We start from the raw sequence: 26,458 nt of genomic DNA, 5'->3' as shown, positions 1-26,458 counted from the left end.
ATCCCCGCCCGCGCCGATCACCCGCATAGTCTCCTCATCCGCGCACCCAAGCGAGATCATGACGAGTGGTTGGTGCGCGGAGGCTGGGGGATCGTGGGTCGCCGCGATCCGGCCGGTGTCCGCAAGAGCCGTGGACCTCTATCGTCCGGTGGTCTTGGGTGAAGAATCGCGATGGCAGCTGCACTGGCCATCGGAACCCTGATGTGGCGCAGGCAGCGGTGCCCGCCAGGGTTTAGTTCGACATCCGCGGAATCTGGCATGCGCCGCAGGAGGGCGCGGGCGTCGGCACCCAGTCGCTGTTGGCGGGGCGGAGCTTCCGTTTTGCGCAACGTTTTTTGAGGCAATGCCTCGCCAACGCCGCTCCCAACCGGAGGCCTCGCGCCGACCGGAGTTTCGCCGTGCCTTGGAAACAGAAATCCCCGCCGAAGCGGGGATTTCGAAGTCGTTGGGCCTTATGCCCTAGTGGTTGTCGCGCGGCACGCCATAGGTCTGGGCAATGCGCTGGTAAGCCACTGCTGGCTTGAGTACGGCGCCATTGCCGAGCTGGTCGACCAGCCCGCGCTGGATCTCCTGCCAGGGCGTCTGGTGCGCGGGGTACTTGTAGCCGCCCGCTTCCGCCAGTTCCTGCCGGCGCGTCGCGATCTCGGCGTCCGAAATCAGGATATCGGCGGTGCCATTGTTGAGGTCGATCCGCACCCGGTCACCCGTGCGCAGGATGGCAAGGTTGCCGCCCGCTGCCGCTTCGGGCGAGGCGTTGAGGATCGAGGGCGAGCCCGACGTGCCGGATTGGCGCCCGTCGCCAATACAGGCCAGCGCGTGGATACCCTTCTTGATGAGGTAGGCAGGGGGCCGCATATTGACGACTTCGGCCGCCCCCGGGTAGCCGATCGGGCCCGCGCCGCGCATGAACAGCAGCGTGTGCTCGTCGATATCGAGCGAGGGATCATCGATCCGGTGATGATAGTCCTCCGGACCATCGAACACCACGGCCTTGCCCTCGAACATGCCGGGATGCTCGGGATTGGCAAGGTAGCGCTCGCGGAACTCGGGCGAGATCACGCTGGTCTTCATGATCGCGTTATCGAAGAGATTGCCGCGCAGCACCAGGAACCCGGCTTCTTCCTTGAGCGGCTGCTCGAAGGGGCGGATCACCTTCTCGTCCTGGATGGGGGTGTTGCGGCAGTTCTCGCCGATGGTCTTGCCGTTGACGGTGGGTGCATTCTCACGGATCAGCCCCTGCTTCATCAGCTCGTTGACCACCGCCGGCACGCCGCCCGCATGGTAGTAATCCTCGCCGAGATATTCGCCGGCCGGCTGCAGGTTCACCAGCAGCGGCACCTTGTGCCCATAGGTCTGGAAGTCCTGCAGGTCGAGCTCGACACCGATATGCTTGGCGATCGCCTGGATGTGGATCGGGGCGTTGGTCGACCCGCCAATCGCGGAATTGACCACGATGGTGTTGATGAAATTGTCCTTGGTCATGATGTCGGAGGGCTTGAGGTCCTCATGCACCATGTCGACGATGCGCTTGCCCGTGCGATAGGCCATTTCCTGGCGATCGCGATAAGGCGCGGGAATTGCCGCCGAACCCGGCAGCTGCATGCCCAGCGACTCAGCCAGCGAGTTCATCGTGGTTGCCGTGCCCATCGTGTTGCAGAAGCCGGTGGACGGCGCCGAAGACGCCACCAGCTCGATGAACTGCGCATAATCGATCTCGCCGGCCGCCATCATCTGGCGCGCCTTCCACACAATGGTGCCCGAGCCGGTGCGCTCGCCCTTGTGCCAGCCATTGAGCATCGGCCCGACCGAGAGCGCAATCGCCGGGATGTTGACCGTGGCCGCACCCATCAGCATGGCCGGGGTGGTCTTGTCGCAGCCAATGGTCAGCACCACGCCATCGAGCGGATAGCCATAAAGCACTTCCACGAGCCCAAGATAGGCCAGGTTCCGGTCGAGGCCGGCGGTGGGGCGCTTGCCGGTTTCCTGGATCGGATGCACGGGAAATTCGATGGCAATGCCACCGGCTTCCCGGATGCCTTCGCGCACGCGCTCGGCCAGCACGATATGGTGGCGGTTGCAGGGGCTGAGGTCCGAGCCAGTCTGGGCGATGCCGATGATGGGCTTGTTGCCCTGCAATTCCTCGCGCGATACGCCGAAATTCATGTAGCGCTCAAGATAAAGCGCGGTCATGTCCGGGTTCTCGGGATTGTCGAACCAGGCGCGCGAGCGCAGCTTCTTGGGCGCGCTGCCCTGCCCATTGGGGGAAGAGAAGCTGTTGTCTGCCGTCATTACCTTATTCCTCAATAGTTCCGCCGAGGCGAATACAGGCTGCTGTTTGCTACAGTTCTAGCATGTTAGTTGCAGGAGTGAACGCCAATCCTGTTGGATTTCGTCGCCCCTTGCGCTCGCAGGGCAACCGGGCGGCGTCGAATCGGCTAGGCGCAGGCCAGCGCAGCGACTAGGTTTGCCCGAAAGTGCGGGGCGGACTGCAAGAGGGGCAAGCATGAGTGAATTTGTTGATTGGGTCGGGGTTGATTGGGGCACCTCCAACCTGCGGGCTTGGGGCCTGAGTGCCGATGGCACGGTGATCGTTTCGCGCAAATCCGACCAAGGCATGGGCAAGCTGACGCGCGACCAGTATCCGGGCGTCCTCGAAACCTTGCTCGATGGTCTAGTCGGCAGCAACGGTGGCGCGCTCGACGTATTGATCTGCGGCATGGCCGGCGCGCGCCAGGGCTGGTTCGAAGCGCCTTATTTGGAAGCACCAACCGATTTGCGCGGCCTGCTTGACGGCGCAGTGCGCCCGCCCATGCCCAACAATCACCTGGCCCCGGCAATTCTGCCCGGTGTGTGCCAGAAGGCCGGCGGCGACAATGTGATGCGCGGCGAGGAAACCCAGCTACTGGGCCTCGCGACCCTGCGCCCCAATGCCCATGGCGTGGTATGCATGCCCGGCACCCATTCCAAATGGGTCAGCATGAATGGCACCCGCATTGAGCATTTCTCCACCGCAATGACGGGCGAGCTCTTCGATCTGCTGCGCCATCATTCGGTGCTGCGCTATTCGCTGACTGAAGACAGCAATGGGCCCGAGCGCGCCGAAGGCTTTGCCGCGGGTGCAGAGGTCGGCCTCGAGCGGCCCGAACAGCTCACCAGCGAGCTCTTTGCGGTCCGCGCCAGTTCGCTCCTGTCCGGCCGTCAGCCCGGTTGGTGCACCGGCTATCTTTCGGGCCTCCTGATCGGCACCGAAATTGGCAGCCGCCGTGCGCTGATCGGCGAACAAACCGTTCCCTTGATCGGCGCCCCCGCGCTCTGCGCCCTTTATGCCGAGGTGCTCGGCATGATCGGGGCACAAGGCGAAGCCGTGGATGGAACCGAAGTGGTGCTCGCCGGCCTTAAAGCTGCACGTGCCTTTATCGTCTGATTGGAGACCCCATGACCCACCGCCACCTGATCGCGATTCTGCGCGGCATTACCCCGCCCGAAACGCTTGATGTGTGCCACGCCCTTGTTGCGGCCGGCATTACCATGATCGAAGTGCCGCTCAATTCCCCCGATGCCCTGGCCAGCATTGCGCTGGCGGCCGAGGCGCTCGGGGATGACGTGATGGTGGGCGCGGGCACCGTTCTGAACAAAAAGCAGGTTTGGGCCGTCGCCGATGCCGGCGGCACCTTTATTGTATCCCCGGATACCAACCGGTCGGTTATAGAAGAAACGGTGCGCATTCAGCTGGGCTCCTATCCCGGCGTGTTCACTCCCAGTGATGCGTTCAAGGCGATCAAGGCGGGCGCCACCGGGCTCAAGTTTTTCCCCGCTGAAGTTCTGGGCCCGCGCGGCATCAAGGCGATGAAGGCGGTCTTGCCGCCCGAGCTGCCGCTTTACGCGGTGGGCGGCGCCAAGCCGGACAACTTCGGCGAATATTTCGCCGCCGGTTGCAGCGGTTTTGGCCTGGGCACCTTTTTATACAAGCCCGGCAGCACCCCCGCCGAAGTCGGCCAGCGCGCCGCCGAGGCGGTATTGGCTTATGATGGAAGGACTACAGCGTGACGCAAACGGCGAGCCTGCTGATCGACAGCAAATGCGCATTGGGCGAGGGCCCATTCTGGCACCCGGACCGCCAGCAGCTGTTTTTCCTTGATATCAATAATCAAAAGCTCTTCGCCACCTCAGCTCGGGGCAATGTCGAAGTGAGCTGGAGCTTTGACGAGAACGTCGCCGCGGCTGGCATCATCGATGCCGACAATCTGGCACTGGTCACCGAAACCGGGCTCAAGCGCTTCAATCTACAGACGGATGAGCAAAGCCTCATTATCCCGCTCGAAGCAGACGATCCGCTGACGCGCGGCAATGACAGTCGGGTGCATCCCTCGGGCGCCTTCTGGATTGGCACCATGCGCAAGGAGGAAGAAGCGCCGGGCGGCAAGCTCTATCATTACCGCGCCGGTCAACTGAGCGTGCTGCGGTCCAACGCCTCGATCCCCAACGCCACCTGCTTCACGGCCGATGGGCGCACCGCTTACTGGACCGATACCCCCACCAAAAAGATTCTCAGGGTACAGACCGATCCGGCCACCGGCATGCCGGTCGGGGAATGGTCGCTCTTCGCCGATGTCTCGGACGGCCGCGGCTTCCCCGACGGCGCGGTGGTTGATAGCGAAGGCTATCTGTGGAATGCGAAATGGGGCGGCGGCTGCGTCGTGCGGCATGCGCCGGATGGCTCGATCGACCGGATCATCGAAGTGCCGGTCTCGCAGGTCACCTGTCCTGCCTTCGGCGGCCCCGATCTCAAGACCCTCTTCATCACCACCGCCGCCAAGAATCTAAGCGCTGAACAGCTGGCTGCCGAAAAGGTGGCCGGCGGGGTCTTCTCGATCCAGGTGGATGTGCCCGGCATCCCGGAGGCGCGCATCGTCCTCTAGCCTGCCCCTTATTGTGACCTCACGCGCCAGGGGCGCGTGAGGTTGGGCACGGCAGTCCGCACGACAAAGCGCTGCTCTCCATCCTGCCATTTGAACCAGTGCACGCCGCCCCTTGCGAGATCGTCGCGGTCAATCACCTGGGCCTGCGCCCGGCAGGCAATCGGCGCCCGCAACCGCGTCACCACCAGATCGTGGCGGGCGCAATCTTCGGCGAAGGCGCCGACATCACGCACCACCGCCACCCAAAATTGCTCCGTCGCGACCACGCAACCGAGGCTGTCGCAGCGAGCCGCGTCGATGACGGGCGCAATTTCTTCCTGGTAATGTTGACCCCAGACGTCAACGGCAAAGCTGCCTGCCCGGCCGGTAAGCAGCCCCAGCCCGGTCTCGCTGCGCACCGCGACGGCTTGGGTCGTATCGGCAACCAGCACATCGGGGCGCTGATCGAGACCAAACAGCAAGATTAATGGGATCGCCGCCACCGGAGCAAGGAAGCGCCACCGGCTGGGAAAGAACGCAAACCAGGCGAGCGCCGCTAGCCCCAGCAGCAAGGCGGTTGAGGTCAGCAGCGGATTGCCGGTGAGCCCCTCGCTCCAACCCGCCACGAGGACCGCGCCGTGCACCATCCGATCGATGCCCCAGCCCATCACCGCAACAAACGGTGCTTCCAGCCCGAGCGGCATCAGCAATACCGAGAGGACGCCAAAGGGCATGATGACGAGGCTGACCACTGGCAACACCAGCACATTGCCGATCACCCCCAGGGGTGCGGTCTGCTGGAAATGATAGGCAGAGAACAGCAAGGTGGCGGTGCCGGCGATGAAGCTGGTCAGGGCGGCGGTCCCCACCGAGACGATGAGACGGGCAATACCCGCCCGGTGCACCGAGGGGGTTCTTCGGGGCAACTCATAAATGCCGATCAGCGCCACCACGGCTGCAAAGGACAGCTGGAAACTGGCCCGAAACACACTGGCGGGATCGAGCAGGATCACCACCAGCGCCGCAATGGCAACATTGCGCATGGTCAACGCCCGCCGCCCCGCCAGCACCGCGCCAAAGATCAGGGCCAGCATGATAGTCGAGCGGAGTGCCGGCACATTGGCCAGCCCGCCCGCCAGCAGCAAATAGCTGAAAGCCGCAGCAATTCCGGCCACCGCCGCGAGCTTCTTGACCGGCCAGCGCACGGCCAAACCGGGAAGGCTCGCCAGCAACAGCCGCACCAACCAGAACACGCCGCCCGCGACGATCGACAGGTGCAGCCCGGAAATCGAATAGATATGCGCAAGGCCCGAAGCTGCCATCACGTCACGCGTTTCGTCGGTAATGGCGCTCTGATCCCCCACCACCATAGCGCGGGCAATGGCGGCCGAGGCGCCTTCCATCTGTTCGTCCAGCCGGGCGCCGATCGCACGTCGCAGATCCTCGACCGAACGGCCCAGATTGAAGTCCGTCGCCTCAGCGACACGCGTAATCGCACCAGTTGCATTGCCATAGGCGCCGATCCCCGCAAAATAGGCGTGAAACTGCCCGTCAAATGCGCCGGGCAGCACTGGCCCCGGCACTGGCGCCAACCGCAACTGCCCCCGAACGGTGTCACCCGGTTGCAGCGGCGGCTCGGCCGGGATCAGCAATCGCGCCTTGTTGATCGGCGCCGATGGCGCTTCTCCCAACGGCCGCAAGGCTGAAACCACGACGCGGCGATCCTCTTGCGTCGCCGAAAGGATCTCGTCGATGACTGCCTCGTATTGCCCGTAAAGCGGGAACGGCAGCATGCCTGTTCCCCACAGCGCGCCATGAACCGGGAGAAGGCAAAAACCGCCCCAGAAGGCCGCAAACAACACCGCCAGCCGCAAGGCCGCCAGATTGCGCAGCGCCAGGCACGCCCCTAGGCAAACGGCCGCGCCGACCGCCCCGAGTGCCGAGCCCGCCGGTTCAAACGGCAGGCCCGCATAGCTGACCAGCCCGGCAATGGCAGCAAAAGGCAGGAGCACAAACACCCGTCGACCCGCCAGGGCCGCCTCCAGGGCGCGGACAAATAACAGACGTTTGGTTGCTACGACGGCGGGCAATAGCTTGGGCGAGGGAAGGATCGGGCCAGCCTGCACCGGCACCGGCGCAAGCTCCCGCGTCTGCTCCAGCGCCCCCGTGCCCTGCACCGCGGCGTCCCCTCTACTTGCGCTCGTGCTACCCTATGCTACACACGCTACCAAACCTCGTCCAACCGTTCCGGTATTCATGTCTAAAGTCGTTACCCGCTTCGCGCCTTCCCCCACGGGCTTCCTCCATATTGGCGGTGCGCGCACGGCGCTGTTCAACTGGGCCTATGCCCGCAAGCACGGCGGCACCATGCTGCTGCGCATCGAGGACACCGACCGCGAACGCTCCACCCAGGCCGCCGTCGAGGCGATCAAGGATGGGCTGTCCTGGCTTGGGCTGCACTGGGATGGCGAAGCCATTTCCCAGTTCGAGCGCGCTGGCCGCCACGCCGAGATCGCTCATGAGCTGATCGCCAAGGGTCATGCCTATAAGTGCTATTGCTCCCCCGCCGAACTTGACCAGATGCGCGAGGAAGCCCGCGCTGCCGGCAAGCCGCCGCGCTATAACGGCTATTGGCGCGACCGGGACCCGAGCGAAGCCCCTGAAGGCATTGCCCCCGTGGTGCGCATCAAGGCGCCGCTCTCGGGCGACATCGTGGTCAATGACCATGTGCAGGGCAAGGTCGTGTTCAAGACCGAGAACCTCGATGACTTCATCATCCTGCGCTCGGATGGCACGCCGACCTATATGCATGCCGTGGTGGTGGACGATCACGACATGGGCGTCACCCACATCATCCGTGGCGACGATCACCTCACCAATGCCGCCCGCCAGATCATCATCTACAATGCGATGGGCTGGACCGTGCCGGAGATGGCCCACATCCCGCTGATCCACGGCCCGGATGGGGCCAAGCTCAGCAAGCGCCATGGCGCCCTCGGCGTCGACGCCTATCGGCAGCTGGGCTACCTACCCGAAGCTTTGCGCAACTATCTCGCTCGCCTCGGCTGGAGCCATGAGGACGACGAGATCTTCTCGACCGAGCAGATGATCGAGTGGTTCAGCCTTGAAGGGCTCAACAAGGGCGCCGCGCGCTTTGACTTCGTCAAACTCGAAAACATCAACGGCCACTATATTCGCGAGGCCGCGCCCGACTATCTTTATGATGTCATGATCGCCACGGCCAAGGAAGTTGGTCGCACCGTCGACCTTGAGGGCCTCACCGCTAACAAGGACACGGTGCTCGCCGCACTGCCCGAACTGCAGCCGCGCGCCAAGACGGTCCTTGAGCTGATCGACCTGGCGCAGTTCATCTATGCCACCCGCCCGCTCGCCATCGACGCTGCAGCTTCGGCGCTGCTCACCCCCGACTCACGTGCGGTGCTGGCCGATATGGCGAGCACGCTCGAAGGTCTTGATGACTGGTCGGTGCCGGCCATCGACGCCGCCATGCGTGCTCTGGCTGAAACAAAGGGGCTCAAGCTCGGCAAGCTCGCGCAGCCCTTGCGCGCAGCGCTCACCGGCCGCACAGTTTCCCCGGGAATCTTCGAGGTGATGGTGCTGATCGGGCGCGAAGAAACCATGGCGCGGCTGGGCGACCAGGCTGCTCAAAGATAACAAACCAATCGGGTAAGTACTGCTTACCCTTAGTTGCGGCGACCGGGGCGAACTGCTACCCCACACTACAACTGAACAGGCAATAGCCGGCCCCCTCTGCGGTGTTTTCTGCACTCCAGGCCGCGGGCCATCGAGGAGAGTTAAATGACCGATCCAGTCGCCAAGCTCACTATCGGGGACCAGACTTTCGAGTTCCCGGTACTGTCAGGAACCGTCGGCCCCGATGTGATCGATATCCGGTCGCTGTATTCCAAGACGGGCATGTTCACCTACGATCCCGGCTTCACCTCCACGGCCGCCTGTGACAGCGCCATCACCTATATCGATGGCGACAAGGGCCAGTTGCTCTATCGCGGCTACCCGATCGACCAGCTTGCCGAAGGCAGCAACTATCTCGAGGTCTGCTACCTCCTGCTCTACGGCGAACTGCCGAGCAAGACCGAACTCAAGGACTTCGAAACGCTGGTGACCCGCCACACCATGGTGCATGAGCAGATGCACTATTTCTATCGCGGCTTCCGCCGCGATGCCCACCCGATGGCGATCATGACCGGCGTCGTTGGCGCCATGGCGGCGTTCTATCACGACTCGACCGACATCAATGATCCGCAGCAGCGCGAGATCGCCTCGATCCGCATGATTGCCAAGATGCCGACCATCGCGGCCATGGCCTACAAGTATTCGGTCGGCCAGCCCTTCGTTTATCCGCGCAACGATCTCGATTACGCGTCCAACTTCCTGCATATGTGCTTCTCCGTGCCGGCCGAGGAATACAAGGTCGATCCCGAGATCGCCCGCGCCATGGACCTGATCTTCACGCTCCATGCCGACCACGAGCAGAACGCCTCGACCTCGACCGTGCGCCTGTCGGGTTCGTCAGACGCCAATCCATTCGCCTGTATCGCTGCCGGCGTTGCTTGCCTTTGGGGCCCCGCTCACGGCGGCGCCAATGAAGCGGCGCTCAACATGCTGCGCGAAATCGGCACCGTCGACCGCATCCCGGAATATATCGCGCGCGCCAAGGACAAGAGCGATCCGTTCCGCCTGATGGGCTTTGGCCATCGCGTCTACAAGAACTTCGATCCGCGCGCCACCGTGATGCAGGAAACTGCCAAGCGCGTGCTCGCCATCCTCGGAGTCGAGAATAACCCGACCTTGCAGGTCGCCCAGGAGCTGGAGCGCATTGCGCTCGAGGACCCCTATTTCGTTGATCGCAAGCTCTACCCCAATGTCGACTTCTACTCGGGCGTAATCCTCGACGCGATCGGCTTCCCCACCTCCATGTTCACCGTGCTCTTTGCCGTGGCTCGCACCGTCGGCTGGATTGCGCAGTGGAAGGAAATGATCGGCGATCCGCAGAAAAAGATCGGCCGTCCACGCCAGCTCTATGATGGCGCCCCTATGCGGGACTATGTCTCGATCGAAGGCCGCTAACCGGCGCTGAGATGAGCCAGGATCCGGTCAGCTGGATCCTGGCGCGCTATGCCGGGGACGCCCTGGGTCATCAGCTTGCGAAGCTCGCCGAAAGCCACTTGCTGGGCCTGGCGGGCTTCTTTGCTGTCGAGCAGCGCTGTGGCGTGATTTACCAGCATTTGGGGTGATGGTTCGGTCATCACCAGCTCGTCGAGCACCGCACGCCCAAGGATGATATTGGGCAGCGAGATCATTGGTCGGCCCAGCTTGCCGAACACCCGCGACTGATGCTTGTCCATCACATAGGTAACGACCATGGGCACGTTCGAGAGCGCCAGCTCCAGCGTCGCCGTACCCGCCACCGACAGCGCCAGCACCGAGCGGCCATAAAGCTCCACCCGCTCCGCCCGGTCGCTCGTCACCGTTACCGGCACCGGCCAGTCGGCGACTTCATCAACGAGGCGCGGCTTGAGCGTAGCCAGCGTAGGAATTGTTATCCCCGTCACCGCCGGATGCTGCGATAATTGCTCCACTGCCGTTTTGAACAAGGGCAAGTGCCGGCGCAGTTCACCCTCGCGGCTACCGGGCAGCAGGATAAGTTCGCCGCGCTCCGCAGGAGCGCTAACCGGCCGACCTTCGGCCAGTGCGGGGTGCCCCACATAAGCGGTAGGTGGGCCACCGAGCCGCGCCATCACTTCGGGCTCGAAGGGCAGAACCGCCAGCACTTCATCGAACAAGGGCTTGAGCTTGGCGGCGCGATGCGGCGCGCGGGCCCAGACCGAGGGGGCAACATAAAGGATCAGCGGTTTGCCATACCCCATTGCGCGCAGCCGCCGCGCCACAAGAGCCGAAAAGTCCTGCGCGTCCACCAGAACAGTCACATCAGGCGCCGCAGCCCGAATGGCCCGCGCTGTCTGCTCCACCCGCCACAGCAGCAGCGGCAGCCGCTTGAGCACATCGGTAATGCCCATCACCGCCAGATCGCTCATCGGGAACAGCGAGCGCAACCCAAGCGCCGTCAGTTCGTCGCCCCCGACGCCACTGAGGTCGAGCGGCCCGCGAGCCTGCAGCCGCCGCACCAGATCGGCGGCAATGCGGTCTCCTGAAGGCTCGCCGGCCAGCATGAAGAGCTTGAGCGGCTTACGCATCGGCCAGCTTGATGCCGATAACGCTGACCCCGTGGCGCGCCGCCGCCTCGACAAGCGCCGCCCGCTGCAGGACAAGACTGCGGCCCGCTTCCACGGCAATCACCGAGATGCCCGCCGCTGCACAATTGGTCACCGTATCGGGCCCGATTGCCGGCAGATCGGCAAAGGCCGGCTGCTGCGGCTTCATCGCCTTGGCCAGCACCATGGGCGTGCTGCCGTCCCCCGCCAGCCCAGTGCGCCGCAGTTCGCCAATTCGAGCGATAAGCGCATCGGTGCCGCCGATATCCTCTACCGCAATAACCCGACGCCCCGAGGCCACGGCCGCTTGCCCGATATCGAGGCCGCCGATCGCGCGTGCGACGCCCAGCGTGTAACTTGCGGCCAGAACGGCCTCATCTGCAATCCCTGGCCCGGCAATACTGCCTTCCGGGGCCAACAGGTCGGGGGCCAGTTCATGCACACCGATCAAATCGGCACCTGTCATCTTCTTGAGTACGGATCCAATCGCCGCCAGTTCGGCGTCGCCGACCGGCCCCGCCTCACCACTTGGCGAGGGCGCACCATTGCCATTGGCAAAGCGGATCAGGCCTTCCCGTGCCTTGTCGGGCAAGTGAAGCCCGCCGGCAAAGGCGATATGGGTCGTACGAAATACCTTGAGCGACCAGATGATGCCAAGGGGATTGTCGAGCTTGGCCTCGACCATCTTGATCTTGGCCAGATCCGGCCGCGGCGTCAGCGCCAGCAGCTGCACCTTGTATCCGACCTCAAGTGCGGCCTGCACGACATGGGGCACCAGATCTCCGGAACCCGCAAAGATCGACAATCGCCGAGCCGAACGCCACATCACTCGGCCGAGTGGCCGTTCCGCGGCATCAGGATCGGCCGATCCGAGGCTGCGCCGATAAAGGTCACGACGTCCTGCACCAGCTTGTCGTCCTTGAACAACTCGGCGGCGTCCTCGACGCGCTCGCGCAACGTACCCTCGTTGGAAAAGATCATGCGGTAAGCCGCGCGCAAGCGGTGGATCGCCTCCCGATCGAACTTGCGGCGCTTCAGGCCCACGAGGTTGAGCCCCGCCAGCGAAGCGCGGTTGCCGACCGCCATGCCATAGGGGATCACATCACCATCGATCATCGACTGGGCGCCGATAAAGGCATGGTTGCCGATGCGGGTGAACTGATGCACCACGCAGATGCCACCAAAGATCACATTGTCTCCGACATGGCAGTGCCCGGCGATACCGACATAGTTGGCCATGATGACATTGTTGCCGATGATGCAGTCATGCGCGACATGGGCATTGGCCATGATCAGGCAGTCATTGCCGATCTGTGTCAGCATGCCGCCATTCTCGGTGCCCGGGTTCAGCGTCACGGCCTCGCGGATGGTGCAGCGCTCGCCGATGACGAGGCGCGATGCCTCGCCGTGATATTTCAGATCCTGGGGCACGTGCCCCACGGAAGCGAAGGGGAAAATGCGCGTGGCCGCACCGATCTCGGTATGGCCGTCTACGGACACATGGGAAATCAGCTCGACACCGTCGTGCAGCACCGCGTGTTCGCCCACGATGCAGTAGGGACCGATCTTGACCCCCTGCCCCAGTTGCGCGCCGGGTGCGACGATGGCGGTGGGATGCACAAAGGCTTGAGTCACGAAGTGGCCTCGACAATCATTGCAGTAATCTCGGCTTCGGCGATGACCGTGCCATCGACAATCGCCCGCGCCTCGTAGCGGCCGACATTGCGGCGGCGCTGGATCTTGGCGATGTGAAACTCGATCTTGTCGCCTGGAATCGCCGGCTTGCGGAACTTGGCCTTGTCCACGCCCAGCATCAGCACGATGTTCTTCCGGCCCGTGCCGGAGTCATGCTTGATCACGATGGCGCCGGCGGTCTGCGCCATGCCTTCGATGATGAGCACGCCCGGGAAAATCGGGTTCTCAGGAAAATGACCCTGGAAGATGGGCTCGTTGAAGGTGACGTTCTTGATGCCGACAGCCGTTTCGTCGCCGTCGATGTCGATGATCCGGTCGATCATCAGCATGGGGTAGCGATGCGGCAGGCTCTTGAGGATTTCAGCCAAGCTCATGGCCCCGAGCTCGGTTGCAGTAGTCACGTCCTCAGTCATGCCGTCTGTCCCCCTTGGTCAATTTACGCATGGTGGCGATCTCGCGCCAAAAGTCTCGAATGTCCTGCGCCGGTGCCCCGGCGAGCTTGGAGCCTGCGGGCCAGTCCTTGGTGACCGCAGCGCGGCCATGTACGACCGAGCCGGCGCCAATGGTCAAGTGACCCGAAGTGCCTACCCCGCCGCCCATCAGCACGCCATCCTCGACAATGGTCGAGCCGGACAGGCCCGACATTGCCGCGATCAAGCAGTTGCGGCCGATCCGGCAGTTATGGCCAATCTGCACCAAATTATCGATCTTGGTGCCCTCGCCTAGGCAGGTGTCGCCCAGCGCGCCACGGTCGACGGTGGAATTGGCGCCGACCTCGACGCGATCCTGGATCAGCACGCGCCCGAGTTGTGGCAATTTGCGGTTCGTCTGGCCGAAGTCAAGCCAGCCAAAACCTTCGGTGCCGATGCGTACGCCCGAATGCAGCACCACCTCATTGCCGATATGGGCGCAATCAATAGTGCAGTTGGCCGCGATGGCACAATTGCGCCCGATCGTCACCCCGGCCCCGATAACGGTGTTGGCACCAATCGTCGTGCCCCGCCCGATCTCGACCCCGTAGCCGATTACGACATTGGAGCCAATCGACACCTCGAGCTCGAACACCGGCGCCCCCAGATCGGCCCGTTCCGCGGCCATCACGCCCCGTGTGCTTGCGGGATAGAGGTAATCCAGGAAATCGGCAAAGAGGTGGTGCGGCTTGGGGGCCGTTATCGCTATGAGCCCCTCCGGTACGGCGTCACGCAGTTCGGCCGAAACAATGACCGCCCCGGCGCTAGTGCCGCGTAGCTGCTCCAGATACGAGCTGTGCGCCGCCAGTGCAACATCCCCGGGGCCGGCGAGCTCCAGCTCGCTTGCACCGGTTACGATATGACCGGCGGCGTCTTCGGATAGACCGGCAAGCAGGTCGGTTCGGCCAAGGCTGGACAGAATGGTGCCGATGGAGGCGGGACCGGAAAAACGGTGAAAGCGGGTGTCGACCATTGTGTCACTTAAAAAAGCAAAGAGCCGCGGCGCTACCGCCCCGCGGCTCTTAGAACTGTTTCACGCCCGGGCGACTAGAGCAAGGTCGACAGGGTCAGCTGGAACACCTGGGTGCGATCGGCTTCCGACTTGCTGAGCACGTGGGAGAAATCGCCACGCAGCGGACCAAACGGCGAGTCCCAGATGAGCGACGCACCGATGGAGGTCCGTAGCGGCTCGTTCTCGCTGCCAGGGTCCACAGGGTTGCCCTGCGCATCGGGAATACCATCCACCCATGCAGCGTCAGCCCAGACGGCGCCGCTCACACCATAGCTCTCCGGCAGAACCGGGATCGGGAACTGAACTTCGGCAGAAAGACCGGCATACATGGTCGCACCGAGATATTCGCCGCTTTCCAGGCGCGGCCCAAGGCCACGACCCTCGAACCCACGGATCAGCTGCGAACCGGGCATGAACGCCTCAAGCGGGCTGACTTCGCCATCGCCCAGAGCGTGGACGATACCGGCCTGGCCCTTGACGCTGGCCACGATCCCGCTGTCATCGAGCAGCGGCACAAAGTAGCGCCCACGAGCCTCGGTCTTCACCAGGTTGTAGTCCCAGCCGATATATTGCTGGGTGAAGGTCGCATAAAGGCCCTCGGTCGGCTTCTTGACGCTATCAACACCGTTCCAGGTGAGGGTGTAGCCGATAAAGGCCTTGTAGAATTCCTCACCATCATCGAACAGCGCCGAGTTGTCGGGATCTTCGTCCACGACGACCTTCTGTTCGATACCGGTAAACACTGTACCCGAGAGGTTGCCAAGGATCGGGGCGCCGAAACGCACCTGGCCGCCGGTAGAGGTAAAGCCGTAGAAGTTCCGATCGGTCTCATCGACGATGCGGTGATAGGCATCAACGCCCGCCGACACCTGCAGACCCATGAAACGGGGCTCGGTGAAGGAGAAGTCGAAGGTCTTGCCCGATTCCGAGGCACCAACAGCGGCACGCAGATACTGGCCACGACCAAGGAAGTTACGCTCGGTCAGCGAGACCTCGCCCAGGATACCTTCGGTGGTGGAGTAACCGGCCGTGGCACCGTACTCACCCGTGGAGCTCTCGGTCACAGCGATATTGACGATGACCTTGTCGGCGGAAGAGCCGGGCTGGGTCGTCACTTCAACAGTTGAGAAGTAACCCAGATCCTGGATTTCCTTGCGACCGCGAACCAGCAGTGCACGGTTGAAGGGGTCGCCTTCAGCGAACTCCAACTCGCGACGGATCACGAAATCACGCGTCTTCTCGTTGCCCGTGATGTTGACGCGCTCGACATAGACGCGGGCACCCTCATCAACCAGGTAGGTAACGTTGAACCGGCCATTGGTGACGTCACGATCCATACGGGCGCGAACATCAGCAAAGGAATAGCCCTGCGCCGTGGCTTCATATGCCATGTCTTCGATGGTGCGCTGCAGGTCCGTAATGGAGTAGCGACCACCTTCGTTCGTACGCACAGTGCTGGTCAAAGCCTGCGTATTGAGCCCCTCGATGCTGGTCTCGATGCCAACATTGGCGAACTCGTAGCGCTGACCTTCATTGACGGTAAAGTTGATGAAGTAGGCATTGCGGGCAGCATCATACTCGCCGACCGAGGTAACCTGCGCATCGGGATAACCGCGATTGGCGTAGTACAGGCGGATCAACTCACGGTCGACGGCAATCCGGCGATCATCGTAGGAGTCATCCTTGAGCAACCAGCTCAGGAAGCCCGTTTCCTTGGTCGTGATGGCGCCCTTGAGGTTGCCCGTGCTAAATGCATTGTTGCCAGTGAAGTTGATGGCGGCGATGCCAGCACGCTCCCCTTCATTGATCACGAAGGTAACCCGCACCCGGCCATCGGCGATGGTTTCAGTCCGCGCTGTCACACCGACCGACATGAAGCCGTCGGCGTCATAAGCCTGACGGATGCTTTCAATGTCGGAAGCAAGACGCTGCTGGGTGAAAACACCGGAGGCGGACACATCCACCATGGCCAGCAACTGAGCGTCCGAGAAGCGGCGATTGCCTTCGAACAACACCGAGCCGACCAGTTGCTCCTGAGCCTGCGCCGCGACTGCGCCGATAAGCGGAACACCAGACCCGATAACAGGAGCTGCAGCACTCAGGATTGCGAGCGCCACGCCGCGCATAAGCTTCGATTGAGTCATATTAATTTGCCTTCTGCGACCGGCTCGGGGACTCGCCATGCACAGCAATCCCCCCAGCCCACTCCATTGAACCGTTTTACCGGTTATTTAACCAAGGACAAGGCTAAAGCCGCGACGCGGTTAGCAAATGCTTGGATGCCTTGTATTCGTGCAACACCTTGAGAACCAAGGTTAAGAAGCATTAACCCAGCGTCCGCAAATAGGCGAAGAGCGTATCGTTAAACAGCGTGAAGACCATTAACGCCACCACCAGTGCGAAGCCGAATCGGAAGCCTATTTCCTGAACTTTAATGCTTAGTGGTCGTCCCCGCACTGCCTCAACGAGGTAATATAACAGGTGTCCACCATCGAGCATGGGGATCGGCAGCAGGTTGAAGACGCCGATGTTTAGCGACAGTAGCGCCATAAGGTTGATCAAAGGGATGATGCCGAGTGTGGCCACCTCCCCCGAAACCTTGGCGACCTTTACGGGTCCGCCGAGTTGCTCGACATCGCCCCGCCCGACAAAGAAGTCCCCCAGAAACGCGCCCGTGCGCTGGATGATGAAGCGGATTTCCTCAAAGGTCATCCCGATCGCTTCCACCGGACCGGGCCGGTAAAGCGTCACCTCGGTTTGCTCGACATCACGGCTGACGCCGATGCGGCCGATGCGCTGGTTGTTGCCGAAGCGGTCCTGCACATCCACGGCCTCGGGAACGAGGACAAGGCTTTGCGGCGCGCCGTTGCGTTCGATCTCGAGGGTCACCTGACGTTCGGGGCTGGTGGCGACGAAGCGTTGGAAATCCTCGAAACCGCGCACGGCATAGCCATCAACACCGGTGATCACATCGCCAGCCTGCAGTCCTGCCGACTCGGCGACCGACCCGGCAATCACCTCGGTGATCACCGGCGGAATGGTATAGCGTCCATAGCCCAGCAGAAGGGCATAAAGGATCAGGAAGGTCAGCAATATATTGGCGACCGGCCCCGCAGCGACCACGGCAATGCGTTGCCAAACATTCTTGTTCTGAAACAAATGAGGCGCCAGCGCCGGGTCAACCTGTGCGAGGGCCTCCGGATCCGGAACGCTCGCAACGTTCATGTCGCCGGTGAACTTCACATAGCCGCCCAACGGAATGGCCGAGATCCGCCAGCGTGTCCCCGCCCGGTCGTTCCAGCCGATCAGCTCCGGGCCAAAGCCGATGGAAAACGCATCCACGGCCACACCATTCCAGCGCGCGACCAGGTAGTGGCCCATCTCATGAACGAACACGATCACGGTCAGAACGACCAAAAATGGAATCACATAGGACAAAGGCCAGGCGACAAAATCGAGCATTGAATACCTTGTTCCGGCGGCGGCGTCTGGTTCAACCTACCAGTAGAGGAGCCCTTCGGCTACCGCGCCCCAACCCGCATGCATTGCGCCAATCGCAACAACCAGCAGCACACTCAATGTCAGGCTGTCCAGGCGATCCATCAAGCCCCCGTGCCCGGGAATGATGTCGCCGCTGTCCTTTACTCGGAAGTGCCGCTTGACGGCGCTTTCGCACAGATCGCCCAATTGCCCAAGAACGCTGATTGCGGCTGATAGCAGCAGGCCGATCCACCATGGTGAGTCCGAGACCAAAATCCAGACCACGAGCCCGGCTGTTGTGCCGAGTGCCAGGCCGCCCAGAGCGCCGGACCAGGTCTTGGACGGCGAAATATCGGGCGCAAGCTTCTCGCCACCGATCTGGCGACCGGTGAAAAATGCGGCGGAATCGGTCATCCACACAACGGTGCCGAGGTAAAGGCCAGCCCAGACACCAGAGAAACTCGTCCCCCTGAGTGCCTGGGCGGCAATGATGACGGCGCCAAACAGCACCAGCCCTGCAACTCGCCACCACATGCCCTCACCTCGGGCCAGCAAGGCAAGCACGCAGGCAATGGCAATGATAGCAATCGAGGCCGAAATTCCAGCGAAGGGATAAACCAGACCGGACAACGCCACGGCCGCAATGAGCATCCAGCCGAAGGGCGTCAGCGGCGCCCGGGAAACCATGGTTTCCCATTCGCGATAGGCTCCGGCAAACACCAGGCTAACAACAAGGGCAAAGAAGGCGCCCCCGATGTAAAGGGCAGATGCCGTCAAGGCGATCAACACCACGGCAGACCCAATGCGGGGCCCCAGATCAGCCCAGACCCGACGGCGCGGCGGCGAAGGCTGTCCCAAAGGGGCGTCCGGCATAGTCATGGCCCAGCAGATCCGATCCCACCGAAACGCCGATCGCGCAGCGAGAAAGTTTGGAGAACTTTCAGGAAACTCTCTTCCCCAAAGTCGGGCCAGTATTCGTCCACAAAGACGAACTCCGAGTAGGCCGCCTGCCACAACAGGAAGTTGGAAATGCGCTGCTCGCCGCTGGTTCGGATGATCAAGTCAGGGTCCGGAATGCCGGCGGTGTAAAGTGCACCGGCAATGGTTTCCTCGGTAATGTCGTCCGGCGACAAGCGTCCCGCGGCGACTTCCCTGGCGATCCGGCGCGTCGCATTGGCGATCTCTGCCTTGCCGCCATAGTTGAACGCCACAATCAGGACGAGGCCAGTGTTGTCGCGCGTCTTGGCTTCGGCATCGTCAATCAGCCGAACCAGCGATGGCTCCAGCCCTGCCCGGTCGCCAATGATGCGTACCTGCACATTGTTGCGGATCAGGCGCTGCAAGTCAGAGGCAACGAAGCGCCGGAGCAGGTTGAAGATAAATGCGACTTCTTCCTTGGGGCGGGTCCAGTTCTCGGACGAAAAGCTGAACACCGTCAGGTGCGGCACGCCATAGTTGATGCATAGCTCAACCAGGTTGCGCAGCGACTTGACGCCTTCGATATGCCCCTCGGTGCGCAGCTTGCCACGCGCCTTGGCCCAACGGCCATTGCCATCCATGATGACGCCGAGATGCACAGGGATGCGCAGGCGCGTTCGAGGCGCGAGTTCGGCGGTGATAGCGGGTTCGCTGGACATCTACGCCCTCCCGGCGCAGTGCAAGACCGTCAGACCTGCATGATTTCCTGTTCTTTGGTCGCGACGACGGCATCGATCTCCGCCACGGCGGCATCGGTAGCCTTCTGCACCAGGTCGGATTGCGTGCGAGCATCGTCCTGGCTCATGTCACCGTCCTTTTCGGCCTTCTTGAGAATGTCCATGCCATCACGACGGATGTGACGCACGGCCACGCGGGCCTGTTCGGCATAATTGTGGGCAACCTTGGTCAGCTCGCGCCGACGCTCTTCATTGAGCTCTGGTAGCGGAACGCGGATCACCTGGCCTTCCCCGATGGGGTTCAGGCCCAGGCCGCTGTCCCGGATCGCCTTCTCGACGGCGTTAGCCATCGAGCGATCCCAGACCTGGACGCTCAGCATGCGGGGCTCGGGCACGGTCACGGTGGCAACCTGGTTCAGCGGCATCCGCGAGCCATAGGCTTCCACCGACACCGGCTCCAACAAACTGGCGCTAGCGCGACCCGTGCGCAATCCGGCAAGTTCCTCACGCAGGGACGTGATGGACTTCTGCATCCGGTTCTTGAGATCACTGAGGGAGTAAGTGGCCATGATGTGCGTCCTTATAGGCTATTTAGCTTTACCGACTCGTGTACTGCGAGCCGTGCCAGCTAGAACGCCGGACAGACCTTCCTGGTCGTCCAGCGCATAAACGATTATTGGCAATGCATTGTCACGCGCAAGCGCGAAGGCGGCGGTGTCCATGACTTTGAGGTTGCGGCTGATCACTTCGTCATAGCTCACGCTTTCATAGCGCGTGGCCAGGGGATTCTTCTTGGGGTCCTCGGAATAAACCCCATCAACCTTGGTACCCTTGAGCAGCACGTCGCAATCAAGCTCGATCGCCTTGAGCGCAGCAGCGGTGTCCGTGGTAAAGAACGGATTGCCGGTGCCACCGGCGCACACCACCACATAACCCTCATCCAAAGCAGCCTTGGCGGCGCGTGCGGTGAAGTTATCGGCGACCGATGGCATGGTGAGGGCCGAAAACACCTTTGACTTCACGCCCTGGCGGGAAATGGCATTGGAGAGCGCGAGGGAATTGATCACCGTGCCGAGCATGCCCATCAGGTCAGCGGTGACGCGATCCGTCCCATCGGCAGCCACGGCCATGCCACGGAAGATGTTACCGGCGCCAATGACAATGGCGATCTCCGTCCCGCCCTTGGCGGCATCGGCAATCTGGCTGGCCACGGAATGGAGAAATTCAGGCTCGATGCCGAAGGACTGATCGCCAGCTAACACTTCGCCCGAGACCTTGAGCAAAATGCGTTTGTAGCCGGTCATCGGCAATTCCTTCTGCAAAAAACAAGGGAGCCGAAGCAGCCTGCTACCCTATTGCACAGCTGTGAGCGGCGGGGAAGCGGGCGTGATGCGGATTTGAGCGTGTCGGCATACGCGAAAGAACGGAGGCAGGCCCCTACGGGGACCCGCCTTCGCCCGGTTATTACTGAGCAGGCTGCTCGTTCTTGATGCCAGCGGTAGCGGCAACTTCGGCAGCGAAGTCGGACTCGACCTTCTCGATACCTTCACCCAAAGCGTAGCGGATGAACTTGGTCAGCTTGATCGGCGCGCCGACAGCCTTTTCGGCGTTCTTGATCGCATCGCCAACCTTGGTTTCGCCGTCGATCACGAAGGTCTGCGCCAGCAGCGTGACTTCCTCGTAGTACTTGCGTACGCGGCCTTCGACCATCTTCTCGATGATCTCGGCTGGCTTGCCGCTTTCGCGGGCCTGCTCGGCGAAAATCGTGCGCTCGCGCGCCACGACATCCTGATCAAGGTCGTCGGGCGAGATCGAGAGCGGGTTGGTGGCGGCAATATGCATGGCGAGCTGCTTGCCCAGCGTTGCCAACGCAGCCTTGTCACCGGTGGACTCAAGGCCAACCAGAATGCCGATCTTGCCCATGCCGGGCTTAACGGCGGAGTGCACATAGCTTTCCACCACGCCATCGGAGACCGCCAGGGTTTCCGTGCGGCGCAGATTCATGTTCTCGCCGATCTTGGAGATCGCTTCGGTCAGTTCAGCCGAAACCGAATGACCCGAGCCGGGGAACGGCATTTCGCCAAGCTTGACCACGTCGCCGTCTGCATCGAGTGCGAGCTTGGCGATATTGCCAACGATGTTCTGGAACTGCTCGTTGCGTGCCACAAAGTCGGTCTCGGAATTGACTTCGACCACAGCGGCCTTGTTGCCGCTGGTGGCAACGCCGACGAGACCTTCAGCGGCGACCCGATCAGCCTTCTTGGCAGCCTTGGCGAGGCCGCGCGTGCGCAGCCAATCGATCGCAGCTTCCATGTCGCCATTGGTCTCGGCCAATGCCTTTTTACAGTCCATCATGCCCACGCCAGTCGCCTCGCGGAGCTGCTTGACCATGCCTGCAGTGATTTCCATAGGGTTCACCCTTTGGCGGCCTCACTGGGAGGCCGCGTTCTTTGGTTCAAGATGAAATCCAGCGCGCTGGATCAGTTGGCGGCGGCGGTCTCTTCAGGGAGATCTTCGGCCGGAGCCTGGTCGGCTGCGCCAAGATCCGCACCCAGAGCGCTTGAAGAGCGGCCGATGCCGTCGATCGCAGCCTTGGACACGAGCGACACATAAAGCTCCAGCGCACGGCTGGCGTCGTCATTGCCCGGAATCGGGAAATCTACGGTGTCGGGATCACTGTTGGTGTCGACAATAGCGATCACCGGGATGCCCAAGCGGCGAGCTTCCTTGATGGCGTTCGCTTCCTTGTTGGTGTCGATCACAAACAGCAGGCTGGGAACATTGCCCATGTCCTTGATGCCGCCAAGGTCACGCTCCAGGCGCTCCTTTTCGCGGCTCATCATCAGGCGCTCTTTCTTGGTGCGCAGCGCAAGCTCGTCTTCGCTCATCGCCTCAAGTTCGCGCAGACGCGAGATCGAGTTCGAAATGGTCTGCCAGTTGGTCAGGGTACCACCGAGCCAACGCGAGTTGACGTAGTACTGCGCCGACTGCTTGGCCGCATCGGCGACCAGGGGGGCAGCCTGACGCTTGGTGCCCACGAACAGAACACGGCCGCCGTCAGCAACGGTGTCGCTGATCAGCTGCAGGGCGCGGCTGAGAGCCGGAACAGTCTGGCTCAGGTCGAGAATGTGGATGTCGTTGCGAACACCAAAGATGAAGCGCTCCATCTTGGGGTTCCAGCGGTGCTTCTGGTGGCCGAAGTGGACGCCTGCTTCGAGCAATTGGCGCATGGAGAAATCGGGCAAAGCCATGATGGCTGCTCCTTGTTTACCGGTTGATGCCGCCACGAGATCTTGCGGCGGGTTGCCCCGCCACCGGATGGCCTTCCAGAGGAAAGCCGGCCTCGTGTGTGAAATCGCGCTGGCCGCAGCCAGACACATGGGCGGATATAGGGGAGGATAGCCGCAAAGGCAAGCACCAGTCTGTGCCGTGGTCCCCATGCGGCACCATGGCTCGGGCCTAATGCAGCCTTACATCCGCGACCCCCTCGAGCGCCTTGATGCCAATGGCGATCTCGGCGTTGAGGCGGTAGCCCCCTGGCAGTTCGATCTCGTATTCGCGCTCGCCCCCACCGCGGACGACGACAAAGTTGACCGACCCTTCCCCGCCCCGCTTGAGCTGGGCGCTGATTGGCCCGAGGCATCTCGCGTCGTCAGCAAAGACCGTGAGGCGCCGATCCACTTTTTCCGCCACCCCTTCGATCGCCTCGGCGGACAACAACCTGAGGCTTACGCCGTCGGCTCGCTCGTCGGCGCCGACCTGCAGGATCACGGACTTGCCGGGCTGCAGCACGCCGCCAAACTCGTTGATCTGTTCGGAAAAAGCGATGCACTCAAAGGTGCCGGTCTGGTCCGACAGGGTCAGGATCATCATCGGCGTGCCCTTGCGGGTTCGGCGATCCTGGCGGCTCGCGATAGTACCCGCGAGGCGCCCCGCCGACGCCCCATCCTTGACTGCACGCTCGAAATCGCTCCAGCGCTGCACACGAAGCTTTTCGAACAGGTCGGAATAGGCGTCCAGCGGGTGAGCCGAAAGGTGAAATCCGATCGCGGATAGTTCACGGTCGGCGCGCTCGGTGGAGTTCCATGCCGGGATCCCCGTGGGCAGGCGGAACGGTTCGGGTCCCGCGGAATCGAACATGTTCCACTGCCCTTCATTGCGCTCACTCGCCAGCGCCTGGGCGGTGCCGATGACAGCATCCATGGCGGCGAAGGCAACTTCGCGGCGCGGCACCAATTCGTCGAAGGCGCCGGCATTGACCAGCGTTTCCAGCGTGCGCTTGTTGAGCACCCGCGGGTCGACCCGCCGGGCAAAGTCGCCCAAGTCCTTGAAGGGCTGGTCGCCGCGAACTTCCACAATGTGCTCGGCCATGGCCCTGCCGACGCCCTTGACGGCGGACAGACCATAATGGATGCGATCGTCCTTCACCGCGAAGACCACTTCCGACTTGTTCACGCAAGGTGCCACGACTTCTATGCGCTTCTTGCCCGCCTCGCGGCGGAAGTCGGACAGCTTGTCGGTCTGCGCCATGTCGAGGGTCATGGAGGCGGCATAGAACTCGTGCGGATAATGCTCCTTGAGGTAAGCCGTCTGGTAGGACACCCAGGCGTAAGCGGCGGCGTGGCTCTTGTTGAAGCCGTAATTGGCGAACTTGGCCAACAGATCAAAGATCTGATCGGCGAGCGCTTCGCTGACGCCCTGCGGGCCCGAGCCTTCGCGGAAGCGGATGCGCTGGTTATCCATCTCCGCCTTGATCTTCTTGCCCATGGCCCGGCGCAGCATGTCTGCTTCGCCCAGCGAATAGCCCGACAAGAGCTGGGCGATCTGCATCACCTGCTCCTGGTAGACGATGATGCCATAGGTTTCGTCGAGCACTTCGCTCAGCTTGGGATGGGGATATTCCACCTCCTCGCGCCCATGCTTGCGGTCGATGAAGCTCGGGATGTTGTCCATCGGGCCCGGTCGATAAAGCGCGTTCATCGCGATCAGGTCTTCAATGCGGTCGGGCTTGAGGTCCATCAAGGCGCGGCGCATGCCGGGCGATTCAAACTGGAAGATGCCGTAGGTGTCGCCGCGGGAATAAAGCTTATAGGTCGCCTTGTCGTCGATCGGGATGGCGTCGATGTCGAGTTCGACCCCGCGCTTCTTGACCATGTCGACGGCATAACGGATCGTGGTCAGGGTCTTGAGACCCAGGAAGTCGAACTTCACCAAACCCGCCGGTTCAACCCATTTGAGGTTGTATTGCGTCACCGGCATCGCCGAGCGCGGATCGCGGTAAAGCGGCAGCAGTTCCTGCAGCGGCCGATCCCCGATTACGATGCCGGCGGCGTGGGTCGAGGCATGGCGGAACAGACCCTCGAGCGACTTGGCGATCTCGACGAGTTGGCCAACCGTCTCGTCGTCCTCAGCCATCTGCTTGAACTGCGGCACCTCATTCATGGTGCGCTCGATGGACCACGGGTCGGCCGGATTAGCTGGCACGAGCTTGCAGATGCGGTCCACCTGGCCATAGGGCATCTGCAGCACGCGACCGACATCGCGCAGCACGGCGCGGGCCTGGAGCGTACCGAAGGTAATGATCTGAGCGACCTGGCTGGCGCCATACTTGCGCTGCACGTAGTCGATGACCTCTTCGCGCCGATCCTGGCAGAAATCGATATCGAAGTCGGGCATAGAAACGCGTTCCGGATTGAGGAAGCGTTCAAACAGCAGATTGTAGCGAAGCGGATCGAGATCGGTGATGGTGGTGGCATAGGCAACCAAGGAACCGGCGCCCGAGCCGCGGCCTGGGCCGACGGGGATGTCGTGGGCTTTCGACCATTGGATGAAGTCGGCCACGATCAGGAAGTAGCCGGGGAACTTCATCTTCTCGATGATGCTGAGCTCGAAATCGAGCCGCTCGCGATATTCAGTTTCGCTCTTGCCAGGGGCAATGCCGGTAGTCGCAATGCGCTTGTCCAGCCCCTCAACGGCGATGCGGCGCAACTCCGCCGCTTCCGCTGCCACAACTTCGTCTTCGGTGGCGTGCGAACCGGCCGCAAATTTCGGCAGGATGGGCCCACGCGTGCGCGGCCGATAGGCGACCCGACGAGCGATCTCGACGGTGGAATCGAGTGCTTCGGGCAGATCGGCAAACAGCTCCGCCATTTCGGCGCGGGTCTTGAAATAATATTGGTCGTTGAGCTTGCGGCGCTCGGTTTGCGCCAGCACCGTGCCGCCGGCAATCGCCAGCAGCGCGTCATGGGCCTCATACTCCTTGGCCGATTTGAAGAAGGGCTCGTTGGTTGCAACCAGTGGTATGCCATGACGGTAGGCATAATCGATCAGTCGCGGCTCGACCGACGCCTCCACCGCCCTGCCATGGCGCTGCAGCTCGATATAGAACCGATCACCGAATAGGTTGGAAAGCCGATCTAGTCGAGCGAGCGCATTGTTGTCCTGGCCCATGGCGAAGGGCATGTCGATGGCACCTTCGGGCCCGCCTGATAGGCAGATCACCCCTTCGAGCCCTTCGCGGCTGAGCCAGTCGAGGCGCGCGCTGGCATTGCCCCCCTCCCCTTCCAGATAGGCACGTGACACCAGTCGCGACAGATTGGCATAGCCCGTTTCGCTGGTGGCCATCAGCACAACGCTGGATTTGCCGGCCCAAGCCACATGGCCGCGTTCGCTCACGCGCTCTTCGGCCGCTGCGAAATCGAATGGGAGCTCCACCCCGATCAGGGGCTGAATGCCCTTCTTGCTAGCCTTCTCGGAGAATTCCAGGGCACCGAACAGATTGCTGGTATCAGCAATCCCCAATGCGGGCTGGTGGTCCTCCTTGGCCAGCTTGAGAATGGTCTCAAGCTGCAGCGCGCCTTCCAGCAGCGAAAAGGCAGAATGGACGTGAAGGTGAATGAAACCGGGGCCGCTCATGCTCGTCTCCTAGGCCGTCTTTGTGACAGCCTGCGGGCAGCGGCGGAACCCATTGCGGTGCCGTTGCCCACAACAAGCC

The 26,458-nt window shown here is 62.3% G+C and carries 21 protein-coding genes; 5 read left to right on the top strand and 16 right to left on the bottom strand.

Annotated elements, in window-relative coordinates; genetic code table 11:
- Positions 1 to 459: 459 nt before the first annotated feature.
- Positions 460 to 2,289 carry an IlvD/Edd family dehydratase gene (locus HRQ64_RS11150; protein ID WP_172123325.1) on the bottom strand — a complete coding sequence of 610 codons (1,830 nt, stop codon included), beginning with the start codon at positions 2,287 to 2,289 and terminating at the stop codon, positions 460 to 462.
- A 214-nt stretch (positions 2,290 to 2,503) separates the two neighbouring features.
- Here HRQ64_RS11150 and HRQ64_RS11145 point away from each other — a divergent pair, with 214 nt between their 5' ends.
- The 3 genes from HRQ64_RS11145 to HRQ64_RS11135 are packed head-to-tail and all read left to right on the top strand — an operon-like array spanning position 2,504 to position 4,919.
- Positions 2,504 to 3,424, top strand: coding sequence for a 2-dehydro-3-deoxygalactonokinase (locus HRQ64_RS11145; protein WP_172123324.1), 921 nt, complete (start codon positions 2,504 to 2,506; stop codon positions 3,422 to 3,424).
- 11 nt (positions 3,425 to 3,435) lie between these two features.
- Entirely contained in the window at positions 3,436 to 4,047 is a 612-nt protein-coding gene (locus tag HRQ64_RS11140) for a 2-dehydro-3-deoxy-6-phosphogalactonate aldolase (RefSeq protein ID WP_172123323.1), read from the top strand.
- Entirely contained in the window at positions 4,044 to 4,919 is an 876-nt protein-coding gene (locus HRQ64_RS11135; RefSeq protein ID WP_210258540.1) for an SMP-30/gluconolactonase/LRE family protein, read from the top strand. The genes HRQ64_RS11140 and HRQ64_RS11135 overlap by 4 nt, the downstream gene beginning before the upstream one ends.
- An 8-nt stretch (positions 4,920 to 4,927) precedes the next feature.
- Here the strand turns inward: HRQ64_RS11135 and HRQ64_RS11130 are convergent, their stop codons facing one another.
- Entirely contained in the window at positions 4,928 to 7,075 is a 2,148-nt protein-coding gene (locus HRQ64_RS11130) for a ComEC/Rec2 family competence protein (RefSeq protein WP_172123322.1), read from the bottom strand.
- Between the two features lie 79 nt (positions 7,076 to 7,154).
- On the opposite strand from HRQ64_RS11130, the gene gltX reads away from it, so the two are divergent.
- Together gltX and gltA are read left to right on the top strand one after the other, a co-directional pair.
- Positions 7,155 to 8,573, top strand: a complete 1,419-nt coding sequence (gltX, locus tag HRQ64_RS11125; protein WP_172123321.1) for a glutamate--tRNA ligase — start codon at positions 7,155 to 7,157, stop codon at positions 8,571 to 8,573.
- A gap of 144 nt (positions 8,574 to 8,717) precedes the next feature.
- A complete protein-coding gene (gene gltA, locus HRQ64_RS11120; protein ID WP_127753071.1) occupies positions 8,718 to 10,007 on the top strand; it encodes a citrate synthase in 1,290 nt (429 codons plus the stop codon).
- On the opposite strand, the gene HRQ64_RS11115 is transcribed toward gltA, so the two are convergent.
- The 14 genes from HRQ64_RS11115 to dnaE all read right to left on the bottom strand — a co-directional run bounded on the left by HRQ64_RS11115 (position 10,004) and on the right by dnaE (position 26,379).
- Positions 10,004 to 11,134 (bottom strand): lipid-A-disaccharide synthase, encoded by a 1,131-nt coding sequence (locus HRQ64_RS11115; protein WP_172123320.1) that lies wholly within the window; start codon positions 11,132 to 11,134, stop codon positions 10,004 to 10,006. The genes gltA and HRQ64_RS11115 overlap by 4 nt on opposite strands.
- Positions 11,127 to 11,927: an LpxI family protein gene (locus HRQ64_RS20485; protein WP_172123319.1), complete on the bottom strand. Its 801-nt coding sequence runs from the start codon at positions 11,925 to 11,927 to the stop codon at positions 11,127 to 11,129. The genes HRQ64_RS11115 and HRQ64_RS20485 overlap by 8 nt, the downstream gene beginning before the upstream one ends.
- Positions 11,928 to 11,977: 50 nt before the next feature.
- Positions 11,978 to 12,787 carry an acyl-ACP--UDP-N-acetylglucosamine O-acyltransferase gene (lpxA, locus tag HRQ64_RS11105; RefSeq protein ID WP_172123318.1) on the bottom strand — a complete coding sequence of 270 codons (810 nt, stop codon included), beginning with the start codon at positions 12,785 to 12,787 and terminating at the stop codon, positions 11,978 to 11,980.
- Positions 12,784 to 13,260, bottom strand: a complete 477-nt coding sequence (fabZ, locus tag HRQ64_RS11100) for a 3-hydroxyacyl-ACP dehydratase FabZ (RefSeq protein WP_172123317.1) — start codon at positions 13,258 to 13,260, stop codon at positions 12,784 to 12,786. The genes lpxA and fabZ overlap by 4 nt, the downstream gene beginning before the upstream one ends.
- A complete protein-coding gene (lpxD, locus tag HRQ64_RS11095; protein ID WP_172123316.1) occupies positions 13,253 to 14,290 on the bottom strand; it encodes a UDP-3-O-(3-hydroxymyristoyl)glucosamine N-acyltransferase in 1,038 nt (345 codons plus the stop codon). The genes fabZ and lpxD overlap by 8 nt, the downstream gene beginning before the upstream one ends.
- A 74-nt stretch (positions 14,291 to 14,364) precedes the next feature.
- Positions 14,365 to 16,473 carry an outer membrane protein assembly factor BamA gene (gene bamA, locus HRQ64_RS11090; protein WP_172123315.1) on the bottom strand — a complete coding sequence of 703 codons (2,109 nt, stop codon included), beginning with the start codon at positions 16,471 to 16,473 and terminating at the stop codon, positions 14,365 to 14,367.
- Between the two features lie 181 nt (positions 16,474 to 16,654).
- Complete coding sequence (rseP, locus tag HRQ64_RS11085) at positions 16,655 to 17,791, bottom strand: RIP metalloprotease RseP (RefSeq protein WP_127753064.1); 1,137 nt, start codon at positions 17,789 to 17,791, stop codon at positions 16,655 to 16,657.
- A gap of 36 nt (positions 17,792 to 17,827) precedes the next feature.
- Positions 17,828 to 18,688 carry a phosphatidate cytidylyltransferase gene (locus HRQ64_RS11080; RefSeq protein WP_172123314.1) on the bottom strand — a complete coding sequence of 287 codons (861 nt, stop codon included), beginning with the start codon at positions 18,686 to 18,688 and terminating at the stop codon, positions 17,828 to 17,830.
- A complete protein-coding gene (locus tag HRQ64_RS11075; RefSeq protein WP_127753062.1) occupies positions 18,685 to 19,446 on the bottom strand; it encodes an isoprenyl transferase in 762 nt (253 codons plus the stop codon). Before HRQ64_RS11075 ends, HRQ64_RS11080 begins: the two co-directional genes overlap by 4 nt.
- A gap of 29 nt (positions 19,447 to 19,475) precedes the next feature.
- On the bottom strand, positions 19,476 to 20,033 hold the full coding sequence (frr, locus tag HRQ64_RS11070; protein WP_127753061.1) for a ribosome recycling factor: 558 nt from the start codon (positions 20,031 to 20,033) through the stop codon (positions 19,476 to 19,478).
- Between the two features lie 18 nt (positions 20,034 to 20,051).
- Positions 20,052 to 20,768 carry a UMP kinase gene (gene pyrH, locus HRQ64_RS11065; protein WP_127753060.1) on the bottom strand — a complete coding sequence of 239 codons (717 nt, stop codon included), beginning with the start codon at positions 20,766 to 20,768 and terminating at the stop codon, positions 20,052 to 20,054.
- A gap of 160 nt (positions 20,769 to 20,928) precedes the next feature.
- Positions 20,929 to 21,873, bottom strand: a complete 945-nt coding sequence (gene tsf, locus HRQ64_RS11060; RefSeq protein ID WP_127753059.1) for a translation elongation factor Ts — start codon at positions 21,871 to 21,873, stop codon at positions 20,929 to 20,931.
- 71 nt (positions 21,874 to 21,944) lie between these two features.
- Positions 21,945 to 22,715 (bottom strand): 30S ribosomal protein S2, encoded by a 771-nt coding sequence (rpsB, locus tag HRQ64_RS11055; protein WP_127753058.1) that lies wholly within the window; start codon positions 22,713 to 22,715, stop codon positions 21,945 to 21,947.
- A gap of 208 nt (positions 22,716 to 22,923) precedes the next feature.
- Entirely contained in the window at positions 22,924 to 26,379 is a 3,456-nt protein-coding gene (gene dnaE, locus HRQ64_RS11050; protein WP_172123313.1) for a DNA polymerase III subunit alpha, read from the bottom strand.
- Positions 26,380 to 26,458 lie beyond the last annotated feature (79 nt).

The organism is Devosia sp. 919, assembly GCF_013185965.1.
GTDB lineage: Bacteria > Pseudomonadota > Alphaproteobacteria > Rhizobiales > Devosiaceae > Devosia.
Note: the sequence above shows the minus strand (reverse complement) of the source record. Positions and strands in the feature narration are given on the sequence as shown.